Annotated in this window: 19 protein-coding genes; 4 read left to right on the forward strand and 15 right to left on the reverse strand. The window is 58.6% G+C overall.

Features of this window, described 5'->3' with window-relative positions; translation table 11 throughout:
* Positions 1-35: 35 nt before the first annotated feature.
* Positions 36-203: a 50S ribosomal protein L33 gene (gene rpmG, locus FCH38_RS02040; RefSeq protein WP_003496403.1), complete on the forward strand. Its 168-nt coding sequence runs from the start codon at positions 36-38 to the stop codon at positions 201-203.
* 839 nt (positions 204-1,042) lie between these two features.
* Here rpmG and FCH38_RS02045 read toward each other — a convergent pair.
* Both FCH38_RS02045 and FCH38_RS02050 read right to left on the reverse strand, forming a co-directional pair.
* Positions 1,043-2,413, reverse strand: a complete 1,371-nt coding sequence (locus FCH38_RS02045) for a PleD family two-component system response regulator (RefSeq protein WP_149897738.1) — start codon at positions 2,411-2,413, stop codon at positions 1,043-1,045.
* A gap of 18 nt (positions 2,414-2,431) precedes the next feature.
* On the reverse strand, positions 2,432-2,803 hold the full coding sequence (locus FCH38_RS02050) for a response regulator (RefSeq protein WP_003496409.1): 372 nt from the start codon (positions 2,801-2,803) through the stop codon (positions 2,432-2,434).
* Between the two features lie 131 nt (positions 2,804-2,934).
* On the opposite strand from FCH38_RS02050, the gene FCH38_RS02055 reads away from it, so the two are divergent.
* From FCH38_RS02055 to FCH38_RS02065, 3 genes are all read left to right on the forward strand, one after another.
* Entirely contained in the window at positions 2,935-3,243 is a 309-nt protein-coding gene (locus FCH38_RS02055; protein WP_174372696.1) for a DUF3572 domain-containing protein, read from the forward strand.
* A 71-nt stretch (positions 3,244-3,314) separates the two neighbouring features.
* Positions 3,315-4,598, forward strand: a complete 1,284-nt coding sequence (locus FCH38_RS02060; protein ID WP_153513595.1) for a DNA polymerase IV — start codon at positions 3,315-3,317, stop codon at positions 4,596-4,598.
* A 170-nt stretch (positions 4,599-4,768) separates the two neighbouring features.
* Positions 4,769-6,007 (forward strand): L,D-transpeptidase family protein, encoded by a 1,239-nt coding sequence (locus FCH38_RS02065; protein WP_174372697.1) that lies wholly within the window; start codon positions 4,769-4,771, stop codon positions 6,005-6,007.
* Positions 6,008-6,030: 23 nt separating this feature from the next.
* Here the strand turns inward: FCH38_RS02065 and dnaE are convergent, their stop codons facing one another.
* The 13 genes from dnaE to nuoI all read right to left on the reverse strand — a co-directional run bounded on the left by dnaE (position 6,031) and on the right by nuoI (position 23,914).
* Positions 6,031-9,531 (reverse strand): DNA polymerase III subunit alpha, encoded by a 3,501-nt coding sequence (gene dnaE / locus FCH38_RS02070; protein WP_174372698.1) that lies wholly within the window; start codon positions 9,529-9,531, stop codon positions 6,031-6,033.
* 459 nt (positions 9,532-9,990) lie between these two features.
* Entirely contained in the window at positions 9,991-10,674 is a 684-nt protein-coding gene (locus tag FCH38_RS02075) for an ABC transporter ATP-binding protein (protein WP_052818533.1), read from the reverse strand.
* A gap of 15 nt (positions 10,675-10,689) precedes the next feature.
* Positions 10,690-11,997, reverse strand: coding sequence for a lipoprotein-releasing ABC transporter permease subunit (locus tag FCH38_RS02080; RefSeq protein WP_149897742.1), 1,308 nt, complete (start codon positions 11,995-11,997; stop codon positions 10,690-10,692).
* A 125-nt stretch (positions 11,998-12,122) separates the two neighbouring features.
* On the reverse strand, positions 12,123-13,445 hold the full coding sequence (proS, locus tag FCH38_RS02085; protein WP_174372699.1) for a proline--tRNA ligase: 1,323 nt from the start codon (positions 13,443-13,445) through the stop codon (positions 12,123-12,125).
* Between the two features lie 712 nt (positions 13,446-14,157).
* Positions 14,158-14,463, reverse strand: coding sequence for a DUF1467 family protein (locus FCH38_RS02090; RefSeq protein WP_174372700.1), 306 nt, complete (start codon positions 14,461-14,463; stop codon positions 14,158-14,160).
* 251 nt (positions 14,464-14,714) lie between these two features.
* Positions 14,715-16,382, reverse strand: a complete 1,668-nt coding sequence (locus FCH38_RS02095) for a ribonuclease J (protein WP_174372701.1) — start codon at positions 16,380-16,382, stop codon at positions 14,715-14,717.
* Between the two features lie 209 nt (positions 16,383-16,591).
* Positions 16,592-17,332, reverse strand: a complete 741-nt coding sequence (locus FCH38_RS02100; protein ID WP_174372702.1) for a biotin--[acetyl-CoA-carboxylase] ligase — start codon at positions 17,330-17,332, stop codon at positions 16,592-16,594.
* A gap of 26 nt (positions 17,333-17,358) precedes the next feature.
* The gene (gene nuoN, locus FCH38_RS02105; protein ID WP_174372703.1) at positions 17,359-18,801 is read right to left on the reverse strand and encodes an NADH-quinone oxidoreductase subunit NuoN; all 1,443 of its coding nucleotides are present in this window, start codon (positions 18,799-18,801) and stop codon (positions 17,359-17,361) included.
* 18 nt (positions 18,802-18,819) lie between these two features.
* Positions 18,820-20,331, reverse strand: coding sequence for an NADH-quinone oxidoreductase subunit M (locus FCH38_RS02110; RefSeq protein WP_149897748.1), 1,512 nt, complete (start codon positions 20,329-20,331; stop codon positions 18,820-18,822).
* Complete coding sequence (gene nuoL / locus FCH38_RS02115; RefSeq protein ID WP_174372704.1) at positions 20,331-22,328, reverse strand: NADH-quinone oxidoreductase subunit L; 1,998 nt, start codon at positions 22,326-22,328, stop codon at positions 20,331-20,333. The genes FCH38_RS02110 and nuoL overlap by 1 nt, the downstream gene beginning before the upstream one ends.
* Positions 22,329-22,335: 7 nt before the next feature.
* Entirely contained in the window at positions 22,336-22,644 is a 309-nt protein-coding gene (nuoK, locus tag FCH38_RS02120; protein ID WP_003521516.1) for an NADH-quinone oxidoreductase subunit NuoK, read from the reverse strand.
* A gap of 27 nt (positions 22,645-22,671) precedes the next feature.
* Entirely contained in the window at positions 22,672-23,286 is a 615-nt protein-coding gene (locus FCH38_RS02125; protein WP_080809276.1) for an NADH-quinone oxidoreductase subunit J, read from the reverse strand.
* Positions 23,287-23,422: 136 nt separating this feature from the next.
* Entirely contained in the window at positions 23,423-23,914 is a 492-nt protein-coding gene (gene nuoI, locus FCH38_RS02130; protein ID WP_149897750.1) for an NADH-quinone oxidoreductase subunit NuoI, read from the reverse strand.
* Between the last annotated feature and the right edge of the window lie 4 nt (positions 23,915-23,918).

Raw genomic sequence — 23,918 nt, forward strand, 5'->3', positions numbered from 1 at the left:
CTGCGGCTTCTCTTTTGTTTAAAGGCAGGACGACCATGGCGAAAGCTACAACAATCAAGATCAAGCTGCTGTCGACAGCCGACACCGGTACCTTCTACGTCACCACCAAGAACAGCCGTACGTTCACGGACAAGATGACGAAGACGAAGTACGACCCGGTTGTACGCAAGCACGTTGAATTCAAGGAAACCAAGATCAAGTAATTTTCTTGATCGGGTTCTCCGACAAAAGCGCGCCCAATGGGCGCGTTTTTTGTTTGTGCGGATAGTCTTTTCGTGTGGATGGCAAAGACATTTTCAGCCGGAATGCGTGGCGCTTCCGCGTCCAGAAAATGTGTGATGCTGACATATGGAAGGCAGCCGGGAGGCCGCTAAAACCCGGCAAAGCTTCTTGGCACAGTGACTTAGCACTTCACCCCTCCTCCCGCTACAGCGGTGCAGCCGTGGACGACGTGGAGCCGCCACACCGACCCGGTGGGCGGACCTGTTTCTCAAACAGACAAGTTTTCGGGAGAAGGCGGTCGGCCAACGATGTGATTACGGCACGAGGAACCGATTCGGACATCGTCAGCCGACCGACCCCACGATTCAGGAGATGCGGCGGACCTGAGCATCATGGGGCATTCGAACTACGCAATACCAGCCCCTGACGAGCGAAACCGCAGCGGCATGAACCGCCATCATTCCATCATCACAAGACGGAAAAACCGCCGGAAGAACTGTTATTCTCGATAATGAGTGTGCGCAGAAGTAAAATAAAAATCAACAAATTCTTAAGCCAGCGATACATAACTCAAAAAACATGGTTAAATATACAACGCTGGCACACTATAGTTTCCCGCGAGATTGAATTCAATATATTTTTCAACTTGAACTGTATTAAACCCGCTGAATTTCGCCTATTCATTGCAATAAGATAAAATACAGGCAAGGTCAGGGGCTTGAGCCTGTCAATGTGGCTTTTCAGCTCCTCGAACGACGGCTATCTTCGGTAAACCCAAAAAGATGACATGGTTTTCCGCGCCAGACGCCTGCGGGCCGCTTCAGGCGGCAGCAGCCACCACCCGGTTGCGCCCGGCATGTTTCGCTTCATAGAGCGCCCGGTCGGCCTGTTTCACCAGTTCGTCCGGCATGCCGAAAGCGCCGCTGCTGGTGGCGATGCCGAGCGAGGCGGTAATGCTCAGTTCACGGTCGATGGAGCGGACGTAGAAGGGCTTGTCTTCGACGATCGCCCGCAGCCGCTCGGCGACGCTGGCAGCAAGCTCCATCGGCGTGTCAGGCATGACCACGACGAATTCTTCGCCACCGTAACGGCAGGCAAGATCAGCGCCGCGCACCGTGCTGCGGATGCGTGCTGCAAATTCCCGCAGCACCTCATCGCCCACATCATGGCCATAGGTATCATTGACCAGCTTGAACCGATCTATGTCGGTCATGCAGATGGAAATCGGGCGGCCCCGCACGGCGGCACGGTCGAAGAGTATCTTGAGATGATTGTCGAGATAACGGCGATTGTTGAGGCCGGTCAGCGCGTCGACGATGGCAAGCTCCATCGTATGCTGCATATTGAGCCGCAGGTGTTCGTTGTAACGCTTGCGCCTGATCTGCGTCAGTGAGCGGGCGACAAGTTCGTTGGGGTCGATCGGGCGCAGGATATAATCATTGACGCCGAGATCGAGCGCACGCGCCACCATATCGTCCGCCCCCTGCTCCGCCACCAGAAGCAGCGGGAGGAAACGGGTGCGTTCCAGCGAGCGAAGCTGCGAACACAATCGCAGCGGATCGTAATCCGCAAAATTGGAATTGACGATGACAAGCTCGAAGGGGTTGCTTGCCGCTTTCAGCAGCGCCGCCTGCGGCTCGGTGACGGCATCCACCTCGGCGACCGGCTTCAGCGCCCTGACGATACGTTCCTGCGAGCTGGCGCGGCCATCCGCGACGAGTACACGGCCGGGCGTCTGCATCAGGCCGTCGGCACGTAGCATCTCCTCGATGCCGATCTGCCTTGCAGTTTCGGCGCGCAGCCGCAATTCGTCGCTGACGGCTTTCAAGCGCACGAGGCTTTTGACACGGGCAATCAGCTGCAGGTCGTTGACCGGCTTGGTCAGAAAATCATCGGCGCCGGCTTTCAGGCCGCGCACCCGGTCGGATGGCTGATCGAGCGCAGTGACCATGACCACGGGAATATGCGCCGTCTTCGGGTTGGCCTTCAGCCTCTCGCAGACCTCGAAACCGTCCATGCCCGGCATCATGATGTCGAGCAGGATAATATCGACCTGTTCCTCGTCGCAGATCGCCAGCGCCTTAAAACCATCCTCGGCGGTGACGACATCGAAATATTCCGCCACAAGCCGAGCCTCGAGAAGCTTCACATTGGCAGGAATGTCGTCAACAACCAGAACTCTCGCCGTCATAACCGTTCCCCAGCCGCCTTAGGCGTCGCCCAGATAAGTCTTGATGATTTCGATGAATTTCGGGACGGAAATTGGCTTCGACACATAGGCCTCGCAGCCGCCCTGACGAATGCGTTCCTCATCGCCCTTCATGGCGAAGGCGGTGACGGCGATGACCGGAATGACGTGCAGCTCGTCGTCCTCCTTCAGCCATTTCGTCACCTCCAGCCCCGAAACCTCCGGCAGCTGGATATCCATGAGAATGAGGTCCGGACGGTGCTTGCGGGCAAGGTCCAGCGCTTCCATGCCGTTGCGCGTCTGGATCGTCGTATAACCAGACGCCTCGATCAGGTCGCGAAAGAGCTTCATGTTCAGCTCGTTGTCTTCGACTATCATGACCTGTTTGGGCATGGTGGGCAGTCCCCGTTTCGCTTTGAAACCTTCATCCAGACATATAAGTTGTCAGAGAACCGATTCCATCGTCCATTTGTTGCGCAAGGCTAGAGGGATTTGGTTTCAAAATAGGTAACTTCGGGGAAGAAATGCTGCGCGATACGAAAAACAAAGGCAATGCCGGCAAAGATCCGCAAGAAACGGCGGCCGCCATACTTGGCTGGCTGGCCAACGAGCCGGACATGCTGGCACGTTTTCTGGCGCTGAGCGGCTTGCAGGCCAATATGCTGCGCCAGGCCGTCGCCGACCCCGGCTTTCTGGCCGGCCTCACCGATTTTCTGATGAGCCACGAGCCGGACCTCATGGCGTTCTGTGCCGCAACCGATACCTCACCCGAAACGGTGGCTGCCGCCTGGCACCATTTTTCCGGTCCGGGGCTGGATTCGGGTGTGTATTGACCGGCCAGCCCCTTGAGCGACCGTCTCCACCGGAGTATGGTCGGCAACGTTCTGGTTTTGTTTTCAGCCCCATGTCCACGTCGCACTCCTATGATCCCGGTTTTTGTCGCGACTGTCTGGCCGGTCAGCCAGCGGGTTTGAGGCGTTGCCGCTCCTGTGGCAGCCCGCGTCTCGTCTATCATGATGAACTCTATGATCTGAGCATCGCCCATATCGACTGCGACGCCTTTTATGCTTCCGTTGAAAAGCGCGACAATCCGGAACTGGCTGACAAGCCGGTCATTGTCGGCGGTGGCAAGCGGGGCGTGGTTTCGACGGCGTGCTACATCGCCCGCATTCAGGGCGTGCGTTCCGCCATGCCGATGTTCAAGGCGTTGGAAGCCTGCCCGGATGCGGTGGTCATCAAACCCGACATGGAGAAGTACAGCCGTGTCGGACGCGAAATCCGCGCCATGATGCAGGAATTGACGCCGCTGGTGCAGCCGCTTTCCATAGACGAAGCTTTTCTCGATCTCGCCGGCACGGAGAGGCTGCATCACGATCCACCAGCGCGTGTGCTGGCGAAGTTTGCAAAGCGTGTGGAAAAGGAGGTCGGCGTGACCGTCTCGGCCGGGCTTTCCTATTGCAAGTTTCTGGCCAAGGTCGCATCCGACCTCAACAAGCCGCGGGGTTTTTCGGTGATTGGCGAGGCGGAGGCGCTTGCCTTTCTGGCGACGCGGCCCGTAACCACAATCTGGGGCGTGGGCAAAGCTTTTGCTGCGACACTGGAGGCGGACGGTATCCGCATGATCGCCCAGCTGCAGGAAATGGAAGAAGGCGACCTGATGCGCCGTTACGGCGTGATGGGACAGCGGCTCTTCCGGCTTTCGCGCGGCATTGACGAGCGGCATGTGCACAATAACGACCCGGTCAAAAGCGTGTCTTCCGAAACCACCTTCTTCAACGACATTTCCCGCCATGAGGACCTGGTGCCGATCCTGCGGTCGCTTTCCGAAAAAGTCGCATGGCGGCTGAAGAAAAACGGCATTGCCGGCCAGACAGTGGTGCTGAAGATGAAGACGTCCGACTTTAAAATCCGTACCCGCAACCGCAAGCTCGATGATCCCACCCAGCTTGCCGACCGGATTTTCCGTACCGGGCTATCTATGTTGGAAAAGGAAACCGACGGCACAAAATTCCGCCTGCTCGGCATCGGCGTCAGCGATCTGCGCGATGCGGGTCTTGCCGACCCTCCTGATCTCGTCGACAGGCAGGCTGCCCGCCGGGCGGCGGCGGAAGCGGCGATGGACAAGCTGCGTGACAAGTTCGGCAAAGGCAGCGTCGAGACCGGCTACACGTTTGGCACACGCAAATAGCGGTTTAATCGTGAGCCTTGGGAACTGCGCATCGACCCGTTCCGCCACTTCATACCAATGTATTTTAGATTTTACACAAATTAGTGATGTTACGGCTGCGCCGTCCTTAAGCTTCCTTAAACTTCGCGTGGTTGAGTGAAGCAAGTTTTGTGCATGTGGTGTATTGCGTCATGTCCCTTCGCCTCCGTCTTCTGACCGGCATGCTGTCGGCCAGTATTTTTGCCTTCCCGGCGCTTGCCGCCGATAGCAGATCGCTGCAGATCCTCGTTTCGAAAAGCGACCAGTCGCTTTCGCTTTATGAAAATGGCGAGATCATCGCCACCTCGAAAGTCTCCACCGGCAAGGCCGGGCATGAGACGCCGAGCGGCATATTTTCCATTCTGGAAAAACGGAAATACCACGAATCGAATATCTATTCGGCCGCCCCCATGCCCTTCATGCAGCGGCTGACATGGTCCGGCATTGCGCTGCACGAAGGCAAGGTACCGAACTACGCGGCTTCGCATGGCTGCGTGCGCCTGCCTTCGAAATTCGCCAAGTCACTTTTCGGCGACACAGCGACTGGCGTGCATGTCATCATCACCGACCGCCCGGTTTCGCTGCGCTTCGTTGAGCATCCGGCGTTGTTTACACCGCGAGACGACGGCGATGACGGCAAGCTGCTTCTGTCCGATGTCGAGTTGCGCCCGGCGACCTTCGATGCGGCATTGGGCGCGGTCGAGGTTGCCGTCAATGAAAAGACGCAAGCCATCAAGCCGGCGGCGAAGGTCAGGGATCCCTCCCCTTTGCGCATTCTCATTACCCGGCGTGGGGAGCGGGAAAAGGTGATGGATATCCAGGCCCTGCTGACCCGCCTTGGCTTCGATGCCGGTTCGCCCGATGGTTATACCGGAGAAATGACTGTCAGCGCCGTGAACGGTTTCAAGCGCTGGAAGGGATTGCCAACCACCGGACCGCTTCTGACCGACGCCTTCGTGACGGCGCTTTACACTTCCGCCGGCGAAGATCATCCACTGAGCGGCAAGATCATGGTGCGGCAGGATTTCAAGCCGCTGTTCGAGGCGGCTATCGACATCAGGGATCCGGAGGTGGCGCTGGGAACCCATTTTCTAGAAGCCGTTTCAGTGGATCGTGCAAAAGGAACCGCCGAATGGAACGGCGTGACGCTCGAAAACCATCTTCCCGCCGCCGCCCGCAAGCGGCTTGGCATTACCGTCACCGAAGCGCCGGGCGGCTTCGATCAATTGAGCGCCGTACTTGGCCGTCTCGACATACCGGCAGACATTCGCTCCCGCATTGAACAGGAGCTTTCAACCGGCAGCTCGATCACTGTTTCCGATCTCAGTCACCAGATGGAGACAGGAACCGGAACGGACTTCATTACCGTGACGAAGGAAGGGCCGGTTTGAGGGACGCGTGAGCGTCTGAACCCTTAAACCAGTTCCACATCGACGACGCCGGGAGCGGAGCGAAGTGCTGCGGCGATTTCCGGTGAAATGCGGTATTTCTCCGTCAGTTCCACTTCGATTTCGCGGCTGCCCTCATCCTTGATGACGATGAAATAGACTGACCCGTCACCCTTGGTGTTGAGGTGGCGGGCGACGGTTTTCAGTGGGCCGGAATCGCGCACATAGACGCGCAGAGCCTTCTGCATCTGCACCGACTTCTCCTCCAGCGATTGCGCCGTCTGGATGCGCAGACCGATGCCTTCCGGGCGTTCTTCCGCAGCCACGGTGATGACAAGTGATTTGCCGACCTCGAGCAGATCACGGAACTGAGCGAGCCCTTCGGAAAAGAGCACCGCCTCATATTGCCCTGACGCATCAGAGAAGGTGACGATGCCCATCTTGTTGCCGGTACGGGTCTTGCGCTCCTGTTTGCCGGTGACGGTGCCGGCCAGACGCCCGGCGGTTGCGCCCTGTTTCACCGCGGCGGAAAAATCAGCGATATTCTGCACACGCAACTTTTCCAGCACGGGGCGATAGGTGTCGAGCGGATGGGCGGTGAGGTAGAACCCGAGCACCTGATATTCACGCAACAGCTTTTCCGAAGCGAGCCACGGCTGGAAGGCCGGCAGCACCAGCTTTTCCGGGCCGTTTCCACCACCGGAACCGAACATGTCCGACTGGCCGATGGTGCGGTTGTTCTGCGCCATCTGCGCATAACCGATGATGCGGTCGAGCCCACCGATCAATTCGGCACGATCGCGGCCGAAACAATCGAAGCCGCCGGCATTGATAAGGCTTTCTAGAACACGCCGATTGATCTGCTTCGGATCGATACGCAGGCAGAAATCCTCAAGGCTCGTGAACGGCTTGTCGCCACGCACTTCGACGATATGTTCGACAGCACCCTCGCCGACGCCCTTGATGGCGGCCAGCGAATAATAGATGCGGTTTTCACCCGTCTCGAACTGGCGGAAAGACGTCTGCACCGAAGGCGCTACGACCTCGATGCCGAGGCGGCCGGCATCCTGACGGAAATCATTGAGCTTTTCCGTGTTCGCCATATCGAGCGTCATGGAGGCGGCAAGGAATTCCACCGGATAATGCGCCTTCATATAGGCGGTCTGGTAAGAAACGATGGCGTAAGCGGCGGCGTGGCTCTTGTTGAAGCCGTAATTGGCAAACTTTGCCAGAAGGTCGAAGATGGTGTTGGCCTGCGGTTTCGACACACCGTTCCTGATGGCGCCATCGACGAAACGTTCGCGCTGCTGGTCCATCTCTTCCTTGATCTTCTTGCCCATGGCGCGGCGCAGAAGATCGGCCTCGCCGAGCGAATAACCTGACAGGACCTGGGCGATCTGCATCACCTGTTCCTGATAGACGATAACGCCCTGCGTTTCCTTCAACAGATGGTCGATGGTCGGATGGATGGACTCCAGCTCCTCCTCGCCATGTTTGCGGGCGTTATAGACCGGGATATTTTCCATCGGGCCTGGACGATAAAGCGCCACCAGCGCAATGATATCCTCGATGCAGTCCGGGCGCATGCCGATCAGCGCCTTGCGCATGCCCGCACTTTCCACCTGGAACACGCCGATGGTTTCGCCACGCGAGAGCATCTCGTAGGTTTTCGTGTCCTCCAGCGGAATGGCGGCAAGATCGACCTTGATGCCACGCTTGGCGACGAAATCGACCGCCACCTTCAGCACCGTCAGCGTCTTCAGGCCGAGAAAGTCGAATTTGACGAGACCGGCGCTTTCCACCCATTTCATGTTGAACTGGGTTACCGGCATGTCGGACCGCGGATCGCGATACATCGGTACCAGCTTCGACAGCGGCCGGTCGCCAATGACGATACCGGCGGCGTGGGTGGAAGCGTGGCGATAAAGCCCCTCGATCTTCTGGGCGATATCCAAGAGGCGAGCGACGACCGGCTCCTTGTCCGCCTCTTCCTGCAGGCGCGGCTCTTCCTCGATCGCTTTCGACAGCGGCGTGGGATTGGCCGGGTTGTTGGGCACCAGCTTGCAGATCTTGTCCACCTGCCCATAGGGCATTTCCAGCACGCGGCCGACGTCGCGCAGGGCCGCGCGCGCCTGCAACGATCCGAAGGTGATGATCTGCGCCACCTGCTCGCGGCCATATTTGCGCTGCACGTAGCGGATTACCTCTTCGCGGCGATCCTGGCAGAAGTCGATATCGAAGTCGGGCATCGAGACGCGTTCGGGGTTGAGGAAGCGCTCGAACAGCAACGAGAAACGCAACGGATCGACATCGGTGATGGTCAGCGCATAAGCCACAAGCGAGCCGGCGCCCGAACCGCGGCCGGGGCCGACCGGGATGTCCTGCTGCTTGGCCCATTTGATGAAGTCGGCAACAATCAGGAAGTAGCCGGGAAAACCCATGCGTTCGATAACGCCGAGCTCAAAATCCAGCCTGTCGCGATATTCCTGTTCGGTGTAGCCCGGTGCCATGCCAAGGGCTGCAAGGCGTTGATCGAGACCCTCGACCGCCTGACGGCGAAGCTCCTCGGCCTCTGCCCGCTGCGCCGCTTCCGGGTCCTCGCTGGCGCCGGTGAAACGCGGCAGGATGGGTCCGCGCTTTTTCAGCACATAGGAGCAGCGGAGCGCAATCTCGATGGTGTTTTCGAGCGCCTCGGGAATGTCGGCAAACAGCGCCGTCATCTCTTCGCGGCTTTTGAGATAATGATCGGGCGTCAGGCGAAAGCGGCTGTCATCGGAAACGATGGCGTTATGCGCCACCGCCATCAGCGCATCATGCGCCTCGTAATCGGCCTTGGAAGGGAAAAACGCCTCGTTGGTGGCGACCAGCGGTATATCGTGTTCATAAGCAAGACCGATCATGCGTCGCTCATGGGAGCGGTCGTAACCGGACTGGCGTTGCAATTCGATATAAAGCCTGTCACCGAAGAGTGATTTCAGCACCAGCAGCCGCTCTTTGGCCTGTGCAGCATGGCCTTCTCTCAGGGCCATATCCACCGGCCCGCCGGTGGCGCCCGTCAGCGCGATCAAGCCGGCATTGGAAGCCTCTTCCAGCCATGCACGGGTAATATGGACGGATTGACCGCCGCCCTCGCCATCCAGATAGGCACGGCTGATGAGATCCACCAGTCGCTCGTAACCTTCGGCATTGGCGGCCAGAAGCACGATTGCGGGGAGCTTCGCAAGATGGCTGTTATGATTGCGGCGATCCTCCGCCGCGTCCTGCATGTCGATCGACACCTGGCAACCGATGATCGGCTGCAGGCCTTCATCGCGCGCCTTTTCGGAAAATTCCAGCGCGACGAAAAGATTGTTGGTGTCGGTGATGGCGATTGCCGGCTGGCCGTCTGCGACAGCCTTGGACATGATTTTCTTGAGGGGTAATGCCCCCTCAAGCAGGGAATAAGCGGAGTGAACCCGCAAATGAACGAAACCAGGCGTCTTCAGCGTTTCGTCAGAGTTTTCTCCACGCACAACCGTATCGCCCATATCGTCGTCCTGTCATTCTGAATCGAGGGGGCGATTTTCCGATTTCCGGCGCTTAAAGTCTACAGCCTTGCGGCCTCCATACAGGCTTCTGCGCCGGTGTTTCCTTCACAGGGCAGTGAGGATCACCGAAAAGCTGGCAACAAAGACAGCGATGGAAGCGAAAGCGGCAACGTCACGGATGAAATCAGTCATTGGTCTCTCCTTACTCGTTATGTTCCAAATTTGTTCTCATTTTGTTCGATTGTCAACAGGGTTTTGCTGATATTCCCCTTGCTAACGCGGTAGAATCGAATGGGGTTCCGTTTGCGCCTGGGGCAAGCCTCTGACTCCAAAGCGAAAAAACCCGGAGGTTAAAACACCTCCGGGTTCGGAAAAAATTCAATTGTGGACGAAAGAGGCGACACATGGAGGTGCCGCGACGAAGCGGCTCAACCGTGTGGACGGTATTACCGGCTCAGATCAGAAATCGACGATCTTGCCGTCTGCAAGCGTTACGCGGCGGTCCATGCGGGCAGCGAGGTCGTGGTTATGGGTGGCGATCATCGCCGCAAGGCCGGACTGGCGCACTAAGGCCTCCAGCGCATCGAAAACATAATGCGCGGTCTCGGGATCGAGGTTGCCGGTCGGCTCATCCGCAAGCAGCAGAAGCGGCGCATTTGCAACCGCGCGCGCAATTGCCACACGTTGCTGTTCGCCACCGGAAAGTTCGGCCGGACGATGTTCGCCGCGATGCCCGACGCGCATATAGTCCAGCAGGGCGCTCGCGCGCTTGCGGGCCTCGGCCTGTGTCAAGCCAGCGATGAGCTGCGGCATCATCACATTTTCCACCGCTGAAAATTCCGGCAGGAGGTGATGGAACTGGTAGACGAAGCCGATATCGCTGCGGCGGATCGCGGTGCGGGTTTCATCCGGCAGGCCGTTGCATGGTGCGCCGTTGATGAAGACCTCGCCGGCATCGGGGTGTTCCAGAAGCCCGGCCAGATGCAGCAGTGTGGATTTTCCGGTACCGGAGGGGGCGACGAGCGCCACCATCTCACCGCTTCTCAATTCAAAATCGGCCTTGCGCAGAATGGAAAGCGACGTTTCACCCTGACCATAGGTCCGTTCCACGCCGGTAAGCCGCAGCACTGTTTTTTTTGCCATATTTCGAAGCGGTCCTTATTCGTAACGCAGGGCCTGCACCGGATCGAGCTTGGACGCCCGCCATGCTGGAAAGATCGTTGCCAGGAAAGAAAGCGTCAACGCCATGATGACGACGGTGATGGTCTCGCTGATATCCATTTCGGCCGGCAGCTGGCTGAGGAAATAGAGCTGCGGATCGAACAGCACCGTGCCTGATATCCACGAGAAGAACTGCCGGATGGATTCCACATTGAGGCAGACGATGACGCCGAGCGCCACACCGGCAAAGGTGCCGACCGTACCGATGGCCGCTCCCGTCATGAAGAAGATACGCATGACGGCGCCGGAACTGGCGCCCATGGTGCGCAGAATGGCGATATCGCTGCCCTTGTCCTTCACCAGCATGATCAGGCCGGAAATAATATTCAGCGCCGCCACCAGAACGATGAGGGTGAGGATCATGAACATCACGTTTCTTTCCACCTGCAGGGCGGAAAAGAAGGTCTGGTTCCGTTGTCTCCAGTCGGTGATATAGATCTGCCGTTCGGCCGCCTGCTCCACCAGCGGCCGGATGCCGTCGACATCATCAGGCCGGCTGACGTAGAGCTCGATGGATTGCACGATGCCGTCGGCGTTGAAATAAAGCTGGGCTTCGGAAAGCGGCATATAGATCATCGATGCGTCATATTCCGACATGCCGATCTCGAAGACGCCTGATATCTTGTAGGATTTGACGCGCGGGTTGACGCCCATCGGCGTCACGTCGCCTTCCGGCGAAATGAGGGTGATATCGTCGCCAGCCGTCACGCCAAGCTGCGCGGCGAGCCTCGAGCCGACCAAAACGCCATCGCCTGCCATGAAGCCGACGAGGTCGCCGGTCTTGATGTTGCTGGCAACTTCCTTGATCTTGTCGATGTCCTCCTGGCGCACACCGCGCACCAGCGCGCCGGAGCCTGCACCACCACGGCCGGAGGCCAAGGTCTGGCCTTCCACCAGCGGCAGGGCCATGGTGACGCCCGGCACGGCGGAAAACTTCTTCGCCAGCTCATCGTAATTGTTGAAGGGCTGGTCGATCGGCTGCACGATCATATGGCCGTTAATGCCGAGAATGCGCGAAATCAGCTCGGTGCGGAAGCCGTTCATGACAGCCATGACGATGATCAGCGTCGCGACACCCAACATGATGCCGACGAAGGAAAAACCGGCAATGACGGAAATGAACGCTTCCTTGCGCCGCGACCGCAGATAGCGCCACGCCACCATGCGTTCAAAAGCGGAAAAAGGCCGGGCGGTCTTTCCCTTGGCGGAAGGAGCCGCACCCTTGTCAGCCTCGGCTTTTGCCATGTCGTCTCCCTGATCTCAAATTGCAAGATCGGTCATTTCAAAGACCGGTCCCAATCTCTGCGGCATCTGCGCATTAAACTGGAGCGGTCTTCGGGTGAAGGCCGCTCCCATCTTTCCGTTTGCGCTTAGGCAAGCGCCTTGTTCATTGCCGCCTCGATTGTGACGGTTTCACGTTCGCCGGTCTTGCGGTCCTTCACTTCGACTTCGCCATTCGCGACGGAACGTGGGCCGACGATGATCTGCATCGGTACACCAATCAGATCGGCAGTGGCGAATTTCTGGCCCGCACGGTCGTCGGTATCGTCGTAAAGAACATCCTTGCCGGCGTTGGAGAGCGAATAATACAGCTTTTCGCAGGCCGCATCACAGGCCGCATCCCCTGCCTTCATGTTGATAATGACGACATCGAAAGGAGCGACCGAGGCCGGCCAGATGATTCCGTTCTCATCATGCGATGCTTCAATGATGGCGGGAACAAGGCGTGTCGGGCCAATGCCATAGGAACCCATGTGGACAGGGTGTTCCTTGCCGTCCGCGCCCTGCACTTTCGCGCCCATCGGCTCGGAATATTTGGTGCCGAAATAGAAGATGTGGCCAACTTCGATGCCGCGCGCCGAAAGACGTTCACCGTCGGGGATGGCATCATAAGCGGCTTCGTCGTGCATCTCGGAGGTCGCGGCATAATCGGCCGTCCACTCGTCGAACACGCCCTGCAGGGCTGCAACATCATCGAAATCGGTATTTTCGGCCGGGATGGCGCGGTCGAGGAAGCTCTTGTGGCAGAAAACCTCGGATTCGCCGGTATCAGCCAGAATGATGAATTCATGGCTGTGGTTGCCGCCGATCGGACCGGTATCGGCGCGCATGGGAATGGCGCGCAGACCAAGGCGCTCGAAGGTGCGCAGATAAGCCACGAACATCTTGTTATAGGAGTGGATCGCGTCTTCCTTGGTCAGGTCGAAGGAATAGGCATCCTTCATCAGGAACTCACGCGAACGCATGGTGCCGAAACGCGGACGCACTTCATCGCGGAACTTCAGCTGGATATGGTAAAGGTTCAGCGGCAGGTTCTTGTAGGACTTCACATAGGACCGGAAGATGTCGGTGATCATCTCCTCATTGGTGGGGCCGTAGAGCATCTGGCGGTCCTGACGGTCCTTGATGCGCAGCATTTCCTTGCCGTAATCGTCATAACGGCCGCTTTCCTGCCAGAGTTCGGCGGTCTGCAGCGTCGGCATCAGAAGCTCGATGGCGCCGGAGCGGTCCTGCTCCTGACGGATGATCTTGTTGACCTTGTCCAGCACGCGCTTGCCGAGCGGCAGCCAGGAATAAATGCCTGCCGATTGCTGCCGGATCATGCCCGCACGCAACATCAGGCGATGGGAGACGATCTCCGCTTCCTTGGGATTTTCCTTCAGGATGGGCATGAAATAACGGCTGAGACGCATGACGGCTTCCATTGATGTGGACGACGGCGCGAAAGGCGCGGGAATCGCCCCGAATAAAGGGATATTGGCGCCGGATATAGCCGTTTCCCGCCAAGAAGAAAACCCGCCATGAAAAGAGCATTGAAGGCGAGTTCGTGGCATTTTCGAGATAGCTAATTCGCGTCAAAACGCTTTGACCGGAATATTATTCTTGATCCGGTGCGACAAATTGCACCATAGAGAATTTTTTGCCGACTGTAACAAATATGCAAAAAATGAGATGACAAGCATGGGTGATTAAGCTAGCTTTAGCTTACAAAAGAGGCAGGAAGTCTAAATTCTTGTCGTTTTCGCGGTCAGTCTTGGGAGGATCAGATCTTAGGCGCGCTCGTCGCTGCCCCGGCAACGGTTACAGATCACGCGAAACCTGAAAAACAAGGCTGAAATGCCTTGTTTTTTTTTGATTCCATCACACCAAAACGCGTCGGCCGGTTATTCCGGTGAAATTGTGACGGTGAATCAGCCGTTCACTATGCTCATGCTGTGTGCACGACAGAGATGACATCCATATGACAGCCCCATCTTTGCCCGCGTGCGAAACGGGCAGTTTCGTCAGTGCGCTACGACATTTTCTGTCACTCCAGCCTTGAGCCAAAATCCGTTAGACATCGCATTTGCCCTCGTTGGGAACGCGGTTCTCAAAGCACGGATTTGGCAGCGTGGGGGCCGATATTCAGTCGTAAACGGGGACAATCCTCGGGAGATCATCGAGGCTGAAACCGAACCACCAGGACACCCCGTACCAGACACCACAGATCAGGGCCGATATCAGAGTTGTCCACAGAACGATGCGACCGCCTCGGAAGCGGGAGGGCGCGCTGGCGATGGTGCCGAGTGCCACATCGCCCTCTTCCGCCTGGGTGCGAAGTCCAATCGGCAACACGACAAAAAGCACCGTCCACCAGACGATGAAATAAACGGCGAAGACCGAAAGAAGCGGCATGACGTCCTCCTGCGCAATGCGTTCCTTGTAACGCATTCATCCGTATAGCGAAATCACTTCCGTGCCAGAAGTGTAAAAAGCCGTGGAGGGAGGAACAGAACCGCGCTTTGAGCGGGCACCCTCAGATCGCTGACCAAGGAGGGCGACTTATCTCCGTCATTCCAGACTAGATCCGGCATCCAGCCACGGCGCATCTGCGCCGTGAGACAAGTCTTTACGCGATCAAGGACTTGATCGTGCTGGACCCCGGAATTAGTCCGGGGTGACGGAGCGTCTTGCTTCCCCGATCAGACCTTCGTCACAAAAACCGTGACGATCGGCTTCTTGCCCCAGGTCTGGTTGGCGGCGGCGCGCACGGCGCGGCGCACCGCTTCGCGCAACAGCGCCAGATCCTTGCGGCGGGCGCGGGGAATGCTTTCCACGGCGCCGAGAACGGCGTCATACAGCGTGTCTTCCATATCCTCGCCCTCATCATCGAATTCCGGCAGGCCGAAGGGCACGACATCGGGATCGCCGTGGAAGTCGTAACGGCTGTCCAGCACGACATTGACGGAGACGTGACCGGCGAAGGAGAGCTTGCGGCGGTTGCTGATGCCCATCTCATCCATGTCGCCGATGAGATTGCCATCCTTGAACACGCGGCCATGCGGCGCGTCATCGATGACTTCCGCGGGTCCCGGTGCCAGACGCAGAACATTGCCGTTGCGCACCTTGGGAACCTGCGAAATACCGGCCTGCTCGGCCAGTTCTTTCTGCGCCACCAGATGCGCAGCCTCGCCATGAACGGGCACGACGATCCGCGGCTTCGTCCATTCATACATCCTCAGAAGCTCGTTACGGCGCGGATGGCCGGAAACGTGAACCAGAGCCTCGTTGTCGGTGATGATATGGACACCCTGCTCGATCAGGCCGTTCTTGATGTCGATGATGGCCTTTTCATTGCCGGGAATGGCGCGCGAAGAAAACACAACTGTATCTCCCGCAGCCAGCGCCACATTGCGCATCTCGTCACGCGAGAGCTTGGCGAGTGCGGCGCGCGGCTCGCCCTGCGAACCGGTCAGGATCAACACCACCTTGTCGCGCGGGATATAGCCATATTCGTCTTCGGCCAGAAACGGCTTGATGCCTTCCATGATGCCGAGATCCTGCGAGACGTTGACAACGCGCTTCAGCGACGAACCGAGCAGCAGCACCTCACGGCCCGCCGCCTCCGCCGCCTGGGCGATGGAGCGGATACGCCCGACATTGGAGGAGAAGGTGGTGACAGCCACCCGGCCCTCGGCATTTTCGATGATCTGCCGCAGACCCTCGGAAACTTCCTGTTCGGAAGGCGATACGCCTTCGCGCAACGCGTTGGTGCTGTCGCACATCAGCGCCAGCACGCCCTCTTCGCCGATGGCGCGGAAACGGGCTTCATCCGTCAACGGTCCGAGCGACGGCGCTTCGTCGATTTTCCAGTCACCGGTGTGGATGACATTGCCGAGCGGCGTGCGGATGACCAGCGACATCGGCTCGGGGATGGAGTGGTTGACGCCTACGGCTTCGATTTCGAACGGACCGACATTGATGCGATCGCCCGCCTTGAAGGGAGTGATCGGAATTTCGGCGCGGCTGCCCTCATAGGCCCGTTTGGCTTCCAGCATGCCGGCGGTGAAACCCGAGGCATAGACCGGCACGTTGAGGCCCGGCCACAGATCGTTCAGCGCGCCGTAGTGGTCCTCATGGGCGTGGGTGATGATGATGCCTTTGAGGTTCTTCTTCTGCTCGGCGATATAGGTGATATCGGGGAGCACCAGATCGACGCCCGGCAGATCGAGACCGGCAAAGGTCACGCCGCAATCCACCATGATCCATTCGCGCTTGCCTGCCGGCCCGTAGCCATAAAGCGCCAGATTCATGCCGATTTCACCGACGCCGCCAAGCGGCAGGAAGACCAGTTCGTCCTGTTTAGCCATTGTTTTTCTTATCCATTCACAAGAGCGCACAGGCGACGGCGAAATGCCGCGCCCCGCGCATGTTTCCAGCATCGGACCTGTTAAACCATCTGATCGACCGGGCCGATGCGGAGCCGGTCTACCGTCCTGCTTTTCATGAGCTGCAGGAAAACTCCAACCTTTGGGATCGGGTTCGGCGCGGCGTTTTTATAAACTCCGCACCGCGCACCTCATCCGAAAAACACGTCGCCGGCGGCGATGGCGCGTCTCGCACCCTCATCCTCATCCAGCAGCAGATAACCATTATCATCTATTCCAACGAAACGCCCGCCGATCGAGCGATCCGGAAAGTTGACGGTGATATGCTCGCCGATACCACAGGCCGCTGCACGCCAGCCGACCATGACGCCGGCAACGCCCCTGCCCTCATCCCAATCTCGCAGCACATCCGCCGTCTCGCGGAACAAATGCGCGAAAAGCTCGTCGGGCGAGCAGGACGCGCCGTGTTCGGACAGCATGGTGACGGGATAAAGCGGGTTATCCGGCTTATGGGCGATATTGATGCCGATGCCGATGACGATGGCGCGGCGTCCATCCGGCAGAAGCTCGGCCTCCATCAGGATACCGCAGGTTTTCTGGCGGCCGATCAGCACGTCGTTCGGCCATTTGATTTCAAGCGGCGCGCCGCCCGTCGGCAAAACTGCGCGAATGGCGCGATAGACCGCAAGCGCGAAGGCAAGCGGCAGGGAGCCGATACGGTCCATCGGAGCGGGATCGATGAGGAGAAGCGAGGCGTAGAGATTGCCGGGTTCGGAGACCCACGGCCGACCGCGACGGCCGCGCCCGCCGGTCTGGCGAATGGCGGTGATCCACAGATTACCGCCATCGCCTGCCCTTGCGCGGGCGAAACATTCGATGTTGGTCGATGGCGTCTCCGCCATCGCCTCGTGCCGGAAGTCATCAATGGACATCCGGCCCGTATGCTTATGGGTATCGCTCAAAAGAACGTCTTTGCCGCGACCGTGACCGCATTGCCGAGCGCACCGCCGAAGACGATGAAGCCGACGACGAACAGGCCCGAAAGTGCATAAACGACCTTCAGTTCGCCGGCCGGACGCTCGAAGCTGCCCTTGGCTTCATCGAACCACATGACCTTGACGACGCGGATGTAATAATAGGCACCCACGACCGAGCCGATCACGCCGATGACGGCGAGCGGATAGAGCTTGGCCTCGATGGCGGCGAGGAAGACGTAATACTTGCCGAAGAAGCCGGCGAGCGGCGGGATGCCGGCAAGCGAGAACATCAGGATCGTCAGAACCACCGCCATGAAGGGATTGGTGGAGGAAAGCCCGGCCAGATCCTCGACATTTTCGACATTGCCGATTTCCTTGCGGCGCATGGAGAGAATGCAGGCGAAGGTGCCGAGCGTCATGACCATATAGATGGTCATGTAGAGGATCACCCCCGAAATACCGGCTTCTGTTCCGGCCGCAAGACCGACCAGCGCATACCCCATATGGCCGATGGAGGAATAGGCCATCAGGCGCTTGATGTTCTTCTGGCCGATGGCCGCAAAGGAACCAAGCAGCATCGAGGCAATCGAGATGAAGACGACGATCTGCTGCCAGTCGGCGAACACCGGCTGGAAAGCCTCGACGACGATACGCACGAGGATCGCCATGGCGCCGATCTTCGGTGCGGCCGACAGGAAGGCGGTGACCGGGGTCGGCGCGCCTTCATAGACGTCCGGCGTCCACATGTGGAACGGTACGGCCGAAATTTTGAAGGCAAGGCCGGCGAGAACGAAGACCAGACCGAAGACGAGGCCGAGCGACCGGGTTTCAGATGCCAGCACCTGGGCGATTTCGGCAAAGCCGGTATTGCCGGTGAAGCCGTAAACCAGCGACATGCCGTATAGCAGCATGCCGGAAGAGAGCGCGCCGAGAACGAAATATTTCAGGCCCGCTTCCGTGGAGCGCAGGCTTTCGCGGTTGATGGCGCAGACGACGTAAAGCGCCAGCGACTGCAACTCCAGCGCCATATAAAGCGAGATCATGTTATTGGCGGAGATCATCAGCAAAATGCCAAGGGTCGCCAGAACCAGCAGCACCGGATATTCGAAACGGCCGATAGGCTCGAAACGACCCTGGCCGACGGAAAGGATCATGGCGGTGATCGAGCCGATCAGCGCCAGAACCTTCATGAAATTGCCGAAGGAATCGGCGATGTAAACACCGCCGAAGGCCACGCCCGATGCCGGGGCGAAGATGATCCAGAGACCGACGACGAGCAGCAGGGCAACGGCGAGGCCGGTGACCGTCGTTGTCGACTTGTCGCCCGAGAAGACGCCAATCATGAGCAGCGCCAGGGCGCCGACCGCAAGGATCAGCTCGGGCGTCGCGATGTGCAGACTGGCAAAAAGGATTTCAGCGGTCATGTCCAACGGGTCCTGTCGTCAATTCATAGAAAGCGCAACATTTTGCGCCGCCTGCAATGCAGCCGAATAGTTGTTTACCAGAAGATCCACCGATGCGGCTGTCGCATCGAAGACCGGCGCCGGATAGACGCCGAAGAAGATCGTCAGCGCAACCAGCGGATAAAGGATGATTTTTTCGCGGGTAGACAGATCGAGCATCGATTTAAGGCTTTCCTTCTCGAGCGCGCCGAAAATCACGCGGCGGTAGAGCCACAGCGCATAAGCGGCCGAGAGGATGACGCCGGTTGCCGCAAACAGGGCGACCAGCGTGTTGGCGCGGAAGATACCGATCAGCGTCAGGAATTCACCGACGAAGCCGGAGGTGCCGGGCAGACCGACATTGGCCATGGTGAAGACCATGAAGGCGACGGCATATTTCGGCATGTTGTTCACGAGACCGCCATAGGCGGAAATCTCGCGGGTATGCAGCCGGTCGTAAACGACGCCGACGCAGAGGAAGAGCGCGCCAGACACGATGCCGTGCGACAGCATCTGGAAGATTGCGCCCTGCACGCCCTGCACATTGGCGGCGAAGATGCCCATGGTCACGTAACCCATGTGGGCGACCGACGAATAGGCGATCAGCTTCTTGATGTCGTCCTGCATCATCGCCACCAGCGATGTGTAGATGATGGCGACAACCGACAGCGTGAAGACGAAGGGTGCGAAATAATCCGACGCCAGCGGGAACATTGACAGCGAGAAACGGATGAAACCGTAACCGCCGAGCTTCAACATGACGCCGGCCAGAATGACGGAGCCTGCGGTCGGCGCCTGAACGTGGGCATCCGGCAGCCAGGTATGCACCGGCCACATCGGCATCTTCACCGAGAAGGCCGCAAAACAGGCAAGCCAGAGCCATGTCTGCATGCCGGCCGGGAAGCCGAATTTCAGAAGCTCGGTCATGTCGGTCGTGCCGGCCTGCCAGTACATCGCCATGATGGCGAGCATGGTCAGAACCGAGCCGAGCAGCGTGTAGAGGAAGAACTTGTAGGAGGCGTAAACGCGATCCTTGCCGCCCCAGACACCGATGATGATGAACATCGGGATCAGCGTCGCTTCGAAGAAGACGTAGAAGAGAACGGTATCCAGCGCCACGAAGACGCCGACCATGACGACTTCCAGCAGCAGGAAGGCGATCATGTATTCCTTGACGCGCTTCTCGATCGAATTCCAGCTTGCCAGTACGCAGAAAGGCATGAGGAAAGTGGTGAGGATGACGAACAGCATGGAGATGCCGTCGACACCCAGATGATAGGCGGCGATGTTGCCAAACCAGGCGTGTTTTTCCACCATCTGGAAACCCGGGTTCGAATTGTCGAACCCGATCCAGACGAACAGCGACACCAGGAAGGTGAAAACGGTCGTCAGCAGAGAAACGTTGAGAATGTTACGGCGACCGAAGGGGCCGTTCTCATTCGTCAAAAGCAGGAGCACCACGCCGACGAGCGGCAGAAAGGTGACCGTTGAAAGAATAGGCCAATCGGTCATCAGAGGGCACTCCCGAGCATCATCCAGGTGACAAGCGCCGCGATGCCGATCAGCATCGCAAAGGCATAGTGATAAAGGTAACCGGATTGCAGGCGGACCATGCGGTTGGTCACGTCAACCACACGCGCTGCAATGCCGTTCGGTCCATAATGGTCGATGACGGCGACGTCGCCCTTCTTCCACAGGAAGCGGCCGAGCGCCTTTGCGGAACGAACGAAGAGGAAGTCGTAAAGTTCATCGAAGTACCACTTGTTGAGAAGGAACTGGTAGAGGCCACGATGGGTCTGCGCCAAACGCTTCGGCGTCTCCGGCGACTTGATGTACATGTACCATGCGGTCACGAAACCAAGGGCCATGGCGAAGAACGGGCTCCACTTTACCCAGAGGGGCACGTGGTGGAATTCCTCGAGGATTTCGTTTTCCGGAAGCATGAACAGAGCCCCCTTCCAGAATTCGGCATATTCCTCACCGAAGAAATGGCCTTCGAACAGGACACCGGCAAAGATCGCGCCGATGGTGAGAATGAAGAGCGGGATCAGCATGACCATCGGCGATTCATGCACATGGTGCATGACGTCGGCCGAAGCGCGCGGCTTGCCGAAGAAGGTCATGAAGGCCAGACGCCAGGAATAGAAGCTGGTGAACAGCGCGGCGATGACCAGCAGCGTGAAGGCGAAACCGGACAGCACCGAATGGGATGCATAAGCGGATTCGATGATGACGTCCTTCGAGAAGAAACCGGCAAAGCCGATCATCGTGCCCGGAATACCGACGCCGGTCAGCGCCAGCGTGCCGACAGTCATGGTCCAGAAGGTGATGGGGATATGCTTGCGCAGGCCGCCCATGTACCGCATGTCCTGCTCGCCATCGACGGCATGGATGACCGAGCCGGCGCACAAGAACAGCAGGGCCTTGAAGAAGGCGTGCGTGAAGAGGTGGAACACGGCAGCACCATAAGCGCCGACGCCGAGGGCCACGAACATGTAACCGAGCTGCGAGCAGGTCGAGTAAGCAATCACGCGCTTGATGTCGTTCTGCACCAGACCGACGGTCGCCGCGAAGAAAGCGGTGATCGCGCCGATCAGCGTCACGACGGTCAGCGCATCCGGCGACAGTTCGAACAAAGGCGACATGCGGGCGACGAGGAAGACGCCGGCGGTGACCATGGTTGCGGCGTGGATGAGGGCGGACACCGGGGTCGGGCCTTCCATGGCGTCAGGCAGCCAGGTGTGCAGCAGGAACTGCGCCGACTTACCCATCGCGCCCATGAAGAGCAGCAGGCACACGCCCGTCATCGCATTGGCCTTGTCCAGCTGCATGCCGAACAGGTTGATGACGGTTTCGGTGGACGCGGCGCCTTCGGCCGGCAGATAGGTGCTGGCGGCGGCAAAGATCGTTTCCAGATTGATCGAGCCGAACAGCACGAACACACCGCCAATGCCGAGGATGAAGCCGAAGTCACCGACACGGTTGACGATGAAGGCCTTCATGGCAGCGGCGGAGGCAGACGGTTTCTTGAACCAGAAGCCGATCAGCAGATAGGATGCCAGACCCACGCCTTCCCAGCCGAAGAACATCTGCAGCAGGTTGTCGGAGGTCACCAGCATCAGCATGGCGAAGGTGAAGAGCGACAGATAGGCGAAGAAGCGCGGACGATGCGGATCGTGGTGCATGTAGCCGATCGAATAGAGGTGCACCAGCGTCGAGACCGTGTTGACCACGACGAACATGACGGCCGTCAACGTATCGATGCGGAAAGCCCATTCGACGTCGATGCCGCCGGACTGGATCCAGCGCAAAACGGTAACCTTGATCACCTCGCCCGGCTCGCCATGGGCAAGCGCCACGGTGAAGAAGACGATCCACGACAGGATGGCGACCACGATCATCAGACCGGTGGTGACATATTCCGACGCCTTGGCGCCGATCGACCGGCCGAACAGGCCGGCGATCAGGAAGCCGATCAGGGGAAGAAAGACGATAGCCTTGTAGATCATAGCCTTATCAGCCCTTCATCATATTGACGTCTTCGACGGCGATCGATCCGCGGTTGCGGTAGAAGACAACGAGTATTGCAAGACCGATGGCCGCTTCGGCGGCTGCGACGGTCAGAATGAACAAAGCGAAGACCTGGCCGACGATATCGTTCAGGAACGCCGAAAACGCCACCATGTTGATGTTGACCGCAAGCAGGATAAGCTCGATCGACATGAGGATGACGATGACGTTCTTCCGGTTGAGGAAGATGCCGAACACGCCGATCGTGAAGAGAATGGCGCTGACCGTCAGGTAGTGGGAAAGACCGATTTCCATATTCTGTTTCCTTGGATCCGTTCGCCTTCAGATGCCCTGGCCCGGCTTGACCTTGACCGTGGTAACGGCGGTCTTCGGGTCACGGCCGACCTGCGTGGAGATATCCTGCCGTTTGATGTCGGTGCGATGACGCAGGGTCAGCACGATGGCGCCGATCATGGCCACCAGCAGCACGAGACCGGCCAGCTGGAAGAAGTAGACGTAATTGGTATAGAGCACATCGCCGAGGGCAGCCGTATTGGTGCGCACGGCCGGCGACGGTATCGGCATGGTGATCGATTTTGCCGCGACCGGGTTCAGCACACTGCCGCCGACCACAACGATCAGTTCAGCCGCCAGAATGACGCCGATCAGCGCACCAACCGGGGCATATTGCAGCACGCCGGAGCGCAGCTCGGCAAAATCCACATCCAGCATCATGACGACGAAGAGGAAGAGTACCGCGACCGCGCCGACATAAACTACCAGCAGGATCATGGCGAGGAACTCGGCCCCCGTCAGCAGGAACAGCGCGGCTGCGTTGAAGAAGGTCAAAATCAGGAAGAGCACCGAATGAACAGGGTTCTTCGATGCGATGACCATGAACGCAGACGCCACGGCGACGAAAGCGAATATATAAAAGAATACAGCGTGCAGACCCATCTTGGTGCCTTCTTGTCCTCATCGGGAAGAATGACGCAGCCGCCCCCTCACCCGTTTCGTCCCCGCCGGCGAAAACCGCGCAGGCATTTTACGTTGTCATCGCTTTCCGGGATCGCCCCGGAAAGACGGTTGCGCCTTAACGGTAAGGCGCATCCAGTGCGAGGTTGCGTGCGATTTCACGCTCCCAGCGATCGCCATTTTCGAGAAGCCTCTGCTTGTCGAAATAAAGCTCCTCGCGGGTTTCCGTCGCGAATTCGAAGTTCGGACCTTCGACGATGGCGTCGACCGGGCAGGCTTCCTGGCAGAAGCCGCAATAGATGCACTTCACCATGTCGATGTCGTAACGCACCGTGCGGCGGGTGCCGTCATTGCGGCGCGGGCCGGCTTCGATGGTGATCGCCTGAGCGGGACAGATCGCTTCACACAGCTTGCAGGCGATGCAGCGTTCTTCACCGTTCGGATAACGGCGCAGCGCATGTTCGCCACGGAAGCGCGGAGAGACCGGACCCTTTTCGAAAGGATAGTTTATCGTCGCCTTCTGCTTGAAGAAGTGGCGCATCGTCAGGAAGATCGCTCCGACGAATTCCTTGAGGAACAGCGAATTGACGGCTTGGGACAGGCTTGCCATCTCA

Origin of the sequence: Agrobacterium tumefaciens (assembly GCF_013337285.1) — a bacterium.
GTDB lineage: Bacteria > Pseudomonadota > Alphaproteobacteria > Rhizobiales > Rhizobiaceae > Agrobacterium > Agrobacterium burrii.

Bases quoted from the DNA above. Each gene is read 5' to 3' on its own strand.
- FCH38_RS02050 (WP_003496409.1), bottom strand. From the start codon at position 2,803: ATGCCCAAACAGGTCATGATAGTCGAAGACAACGAGCTGAACATGAAG.
- FCH38_RS02125 (WP_080809276.1), bottom strand. From the start codon at position 23,286: ATGGGTCTGCACGCTGTATTCTTTTATATATTCGCTTTCGTCGCCGTG.
- FCH38_RS02045 (WP_149897738.1), bottom strand. From the start codon at position 2,413: ATGACGGCGAGAGTTCTGGTTGTTGACGACATTCCTGCCAATGTGAAG.
- FCH38_RS02075 (WP_052818533.1), bottom strand. From the start codon at position 10,674: ATGGCAAAAAAAACAGTGCTGCGGCTTACCGGCGTGGAACGGACCTAT.
- FCH38_RS02100 (WP_174372702.1), bottom strand. From the start codon at position 17,332: ATGTCCATTGATGACTTCCGGCACGAGGCGATGGCGGAGACGCCATCG.
- proS (WP_174372699.1), bottom strand. From the start codon at position 13,445: ATGCGTCTCAGCCGTTATTTCATGCCCATCCTGAAGGAAAATCCCAAG.
- nuoN (WP_174372703.1), bottom strand. From the start codon at position 18,801: ATGACCGCTGAAATCCTTTTTGCCAGTCTGCACATCGCGACGCCCGAG.
- nuoL (WP_174372704.1), bottom strand. From the start codon at position 22,328: ATGATCTACAAGGCTATCGTCTTTCTTCCCCTGATCGGCTTCCTGATC.
- rpmG (WP_003496403.1), top strand. From the start codon at position 36: ATGGCGAAAGCTACAACAATCAAGATCAAGCTGCTGTCGACAGCCGAC.
- FCH38_RS02095 (WP_174372701.1), bottom strand. From the start codon at position 16,382: ATGGCTAAACAGGACGAACTGGTCTTCCTGCCGCTTGGCGGCGTCGGT.
- FCH38_RS02065 (WP_174372697.1), top strand. From the start codon at position 4,769: ATGTCCCTTCGCCTCCGTCTTCTGACCGGCATGCTGTCGGCCAGTATT.
- FCH38_RS02060 (WP_153513595.1), top strand. From the start codon at position 3,315: ATGTCCACGTCGCACTCCTATGATCCCGGTTTTTGTCGCGACTGTCTG.
- nuoI (WP_149897750.1), bottom strand. From the start codon at position 23,914: ATGGCAAGCCTGTCCCAAGCCGTCAATTCGCTGTTCCTCAAGGAATTC.
- FCH38_RS02055 (WP_174372696.1), top strand. From the start codon at position 2,935: ATGCTGCGCGATACGAAAAACAAAGGCAATGCCGGCAAAGATCCGCAA.
- FCH38_RS02080 (WP_149897742.1), bottom strand. From the start codon at position 11,997: ATGGCAAAAGCCGAGGCTGACAAGGGTGCGGCTCCTTCCGCCAAGGGA.
- dnaE (WP_174372698.1), bottom strand. From the start codon at position 9,531: ATGGGCGATACGGTTGTGCGTGGAGAAAACTCTGACGAAACGCTGAAG.
- FCH38_RS02090 (WP_174372700.1), bottom strand. From the start codon at position 14,463: ATGCGTTACAAGGAACGCATTGCGCAGGAGGACGTCATGCCGCTTCTT.
- nuoK (WP_003521516.1), bottom strand. From the start codon at position 22,644: ATGGAAATCGGTCTTTCCCACTACCTGACGGTCAGCGCCATTCTCTTC.
- FCH38_RS02110 (WP_149897748.1), bottom strand. From the start codon at position 20,331: ATGACCGATTGGCCTATTCTTTCAACGGTCACCTTTCTGCCGCTCGTC.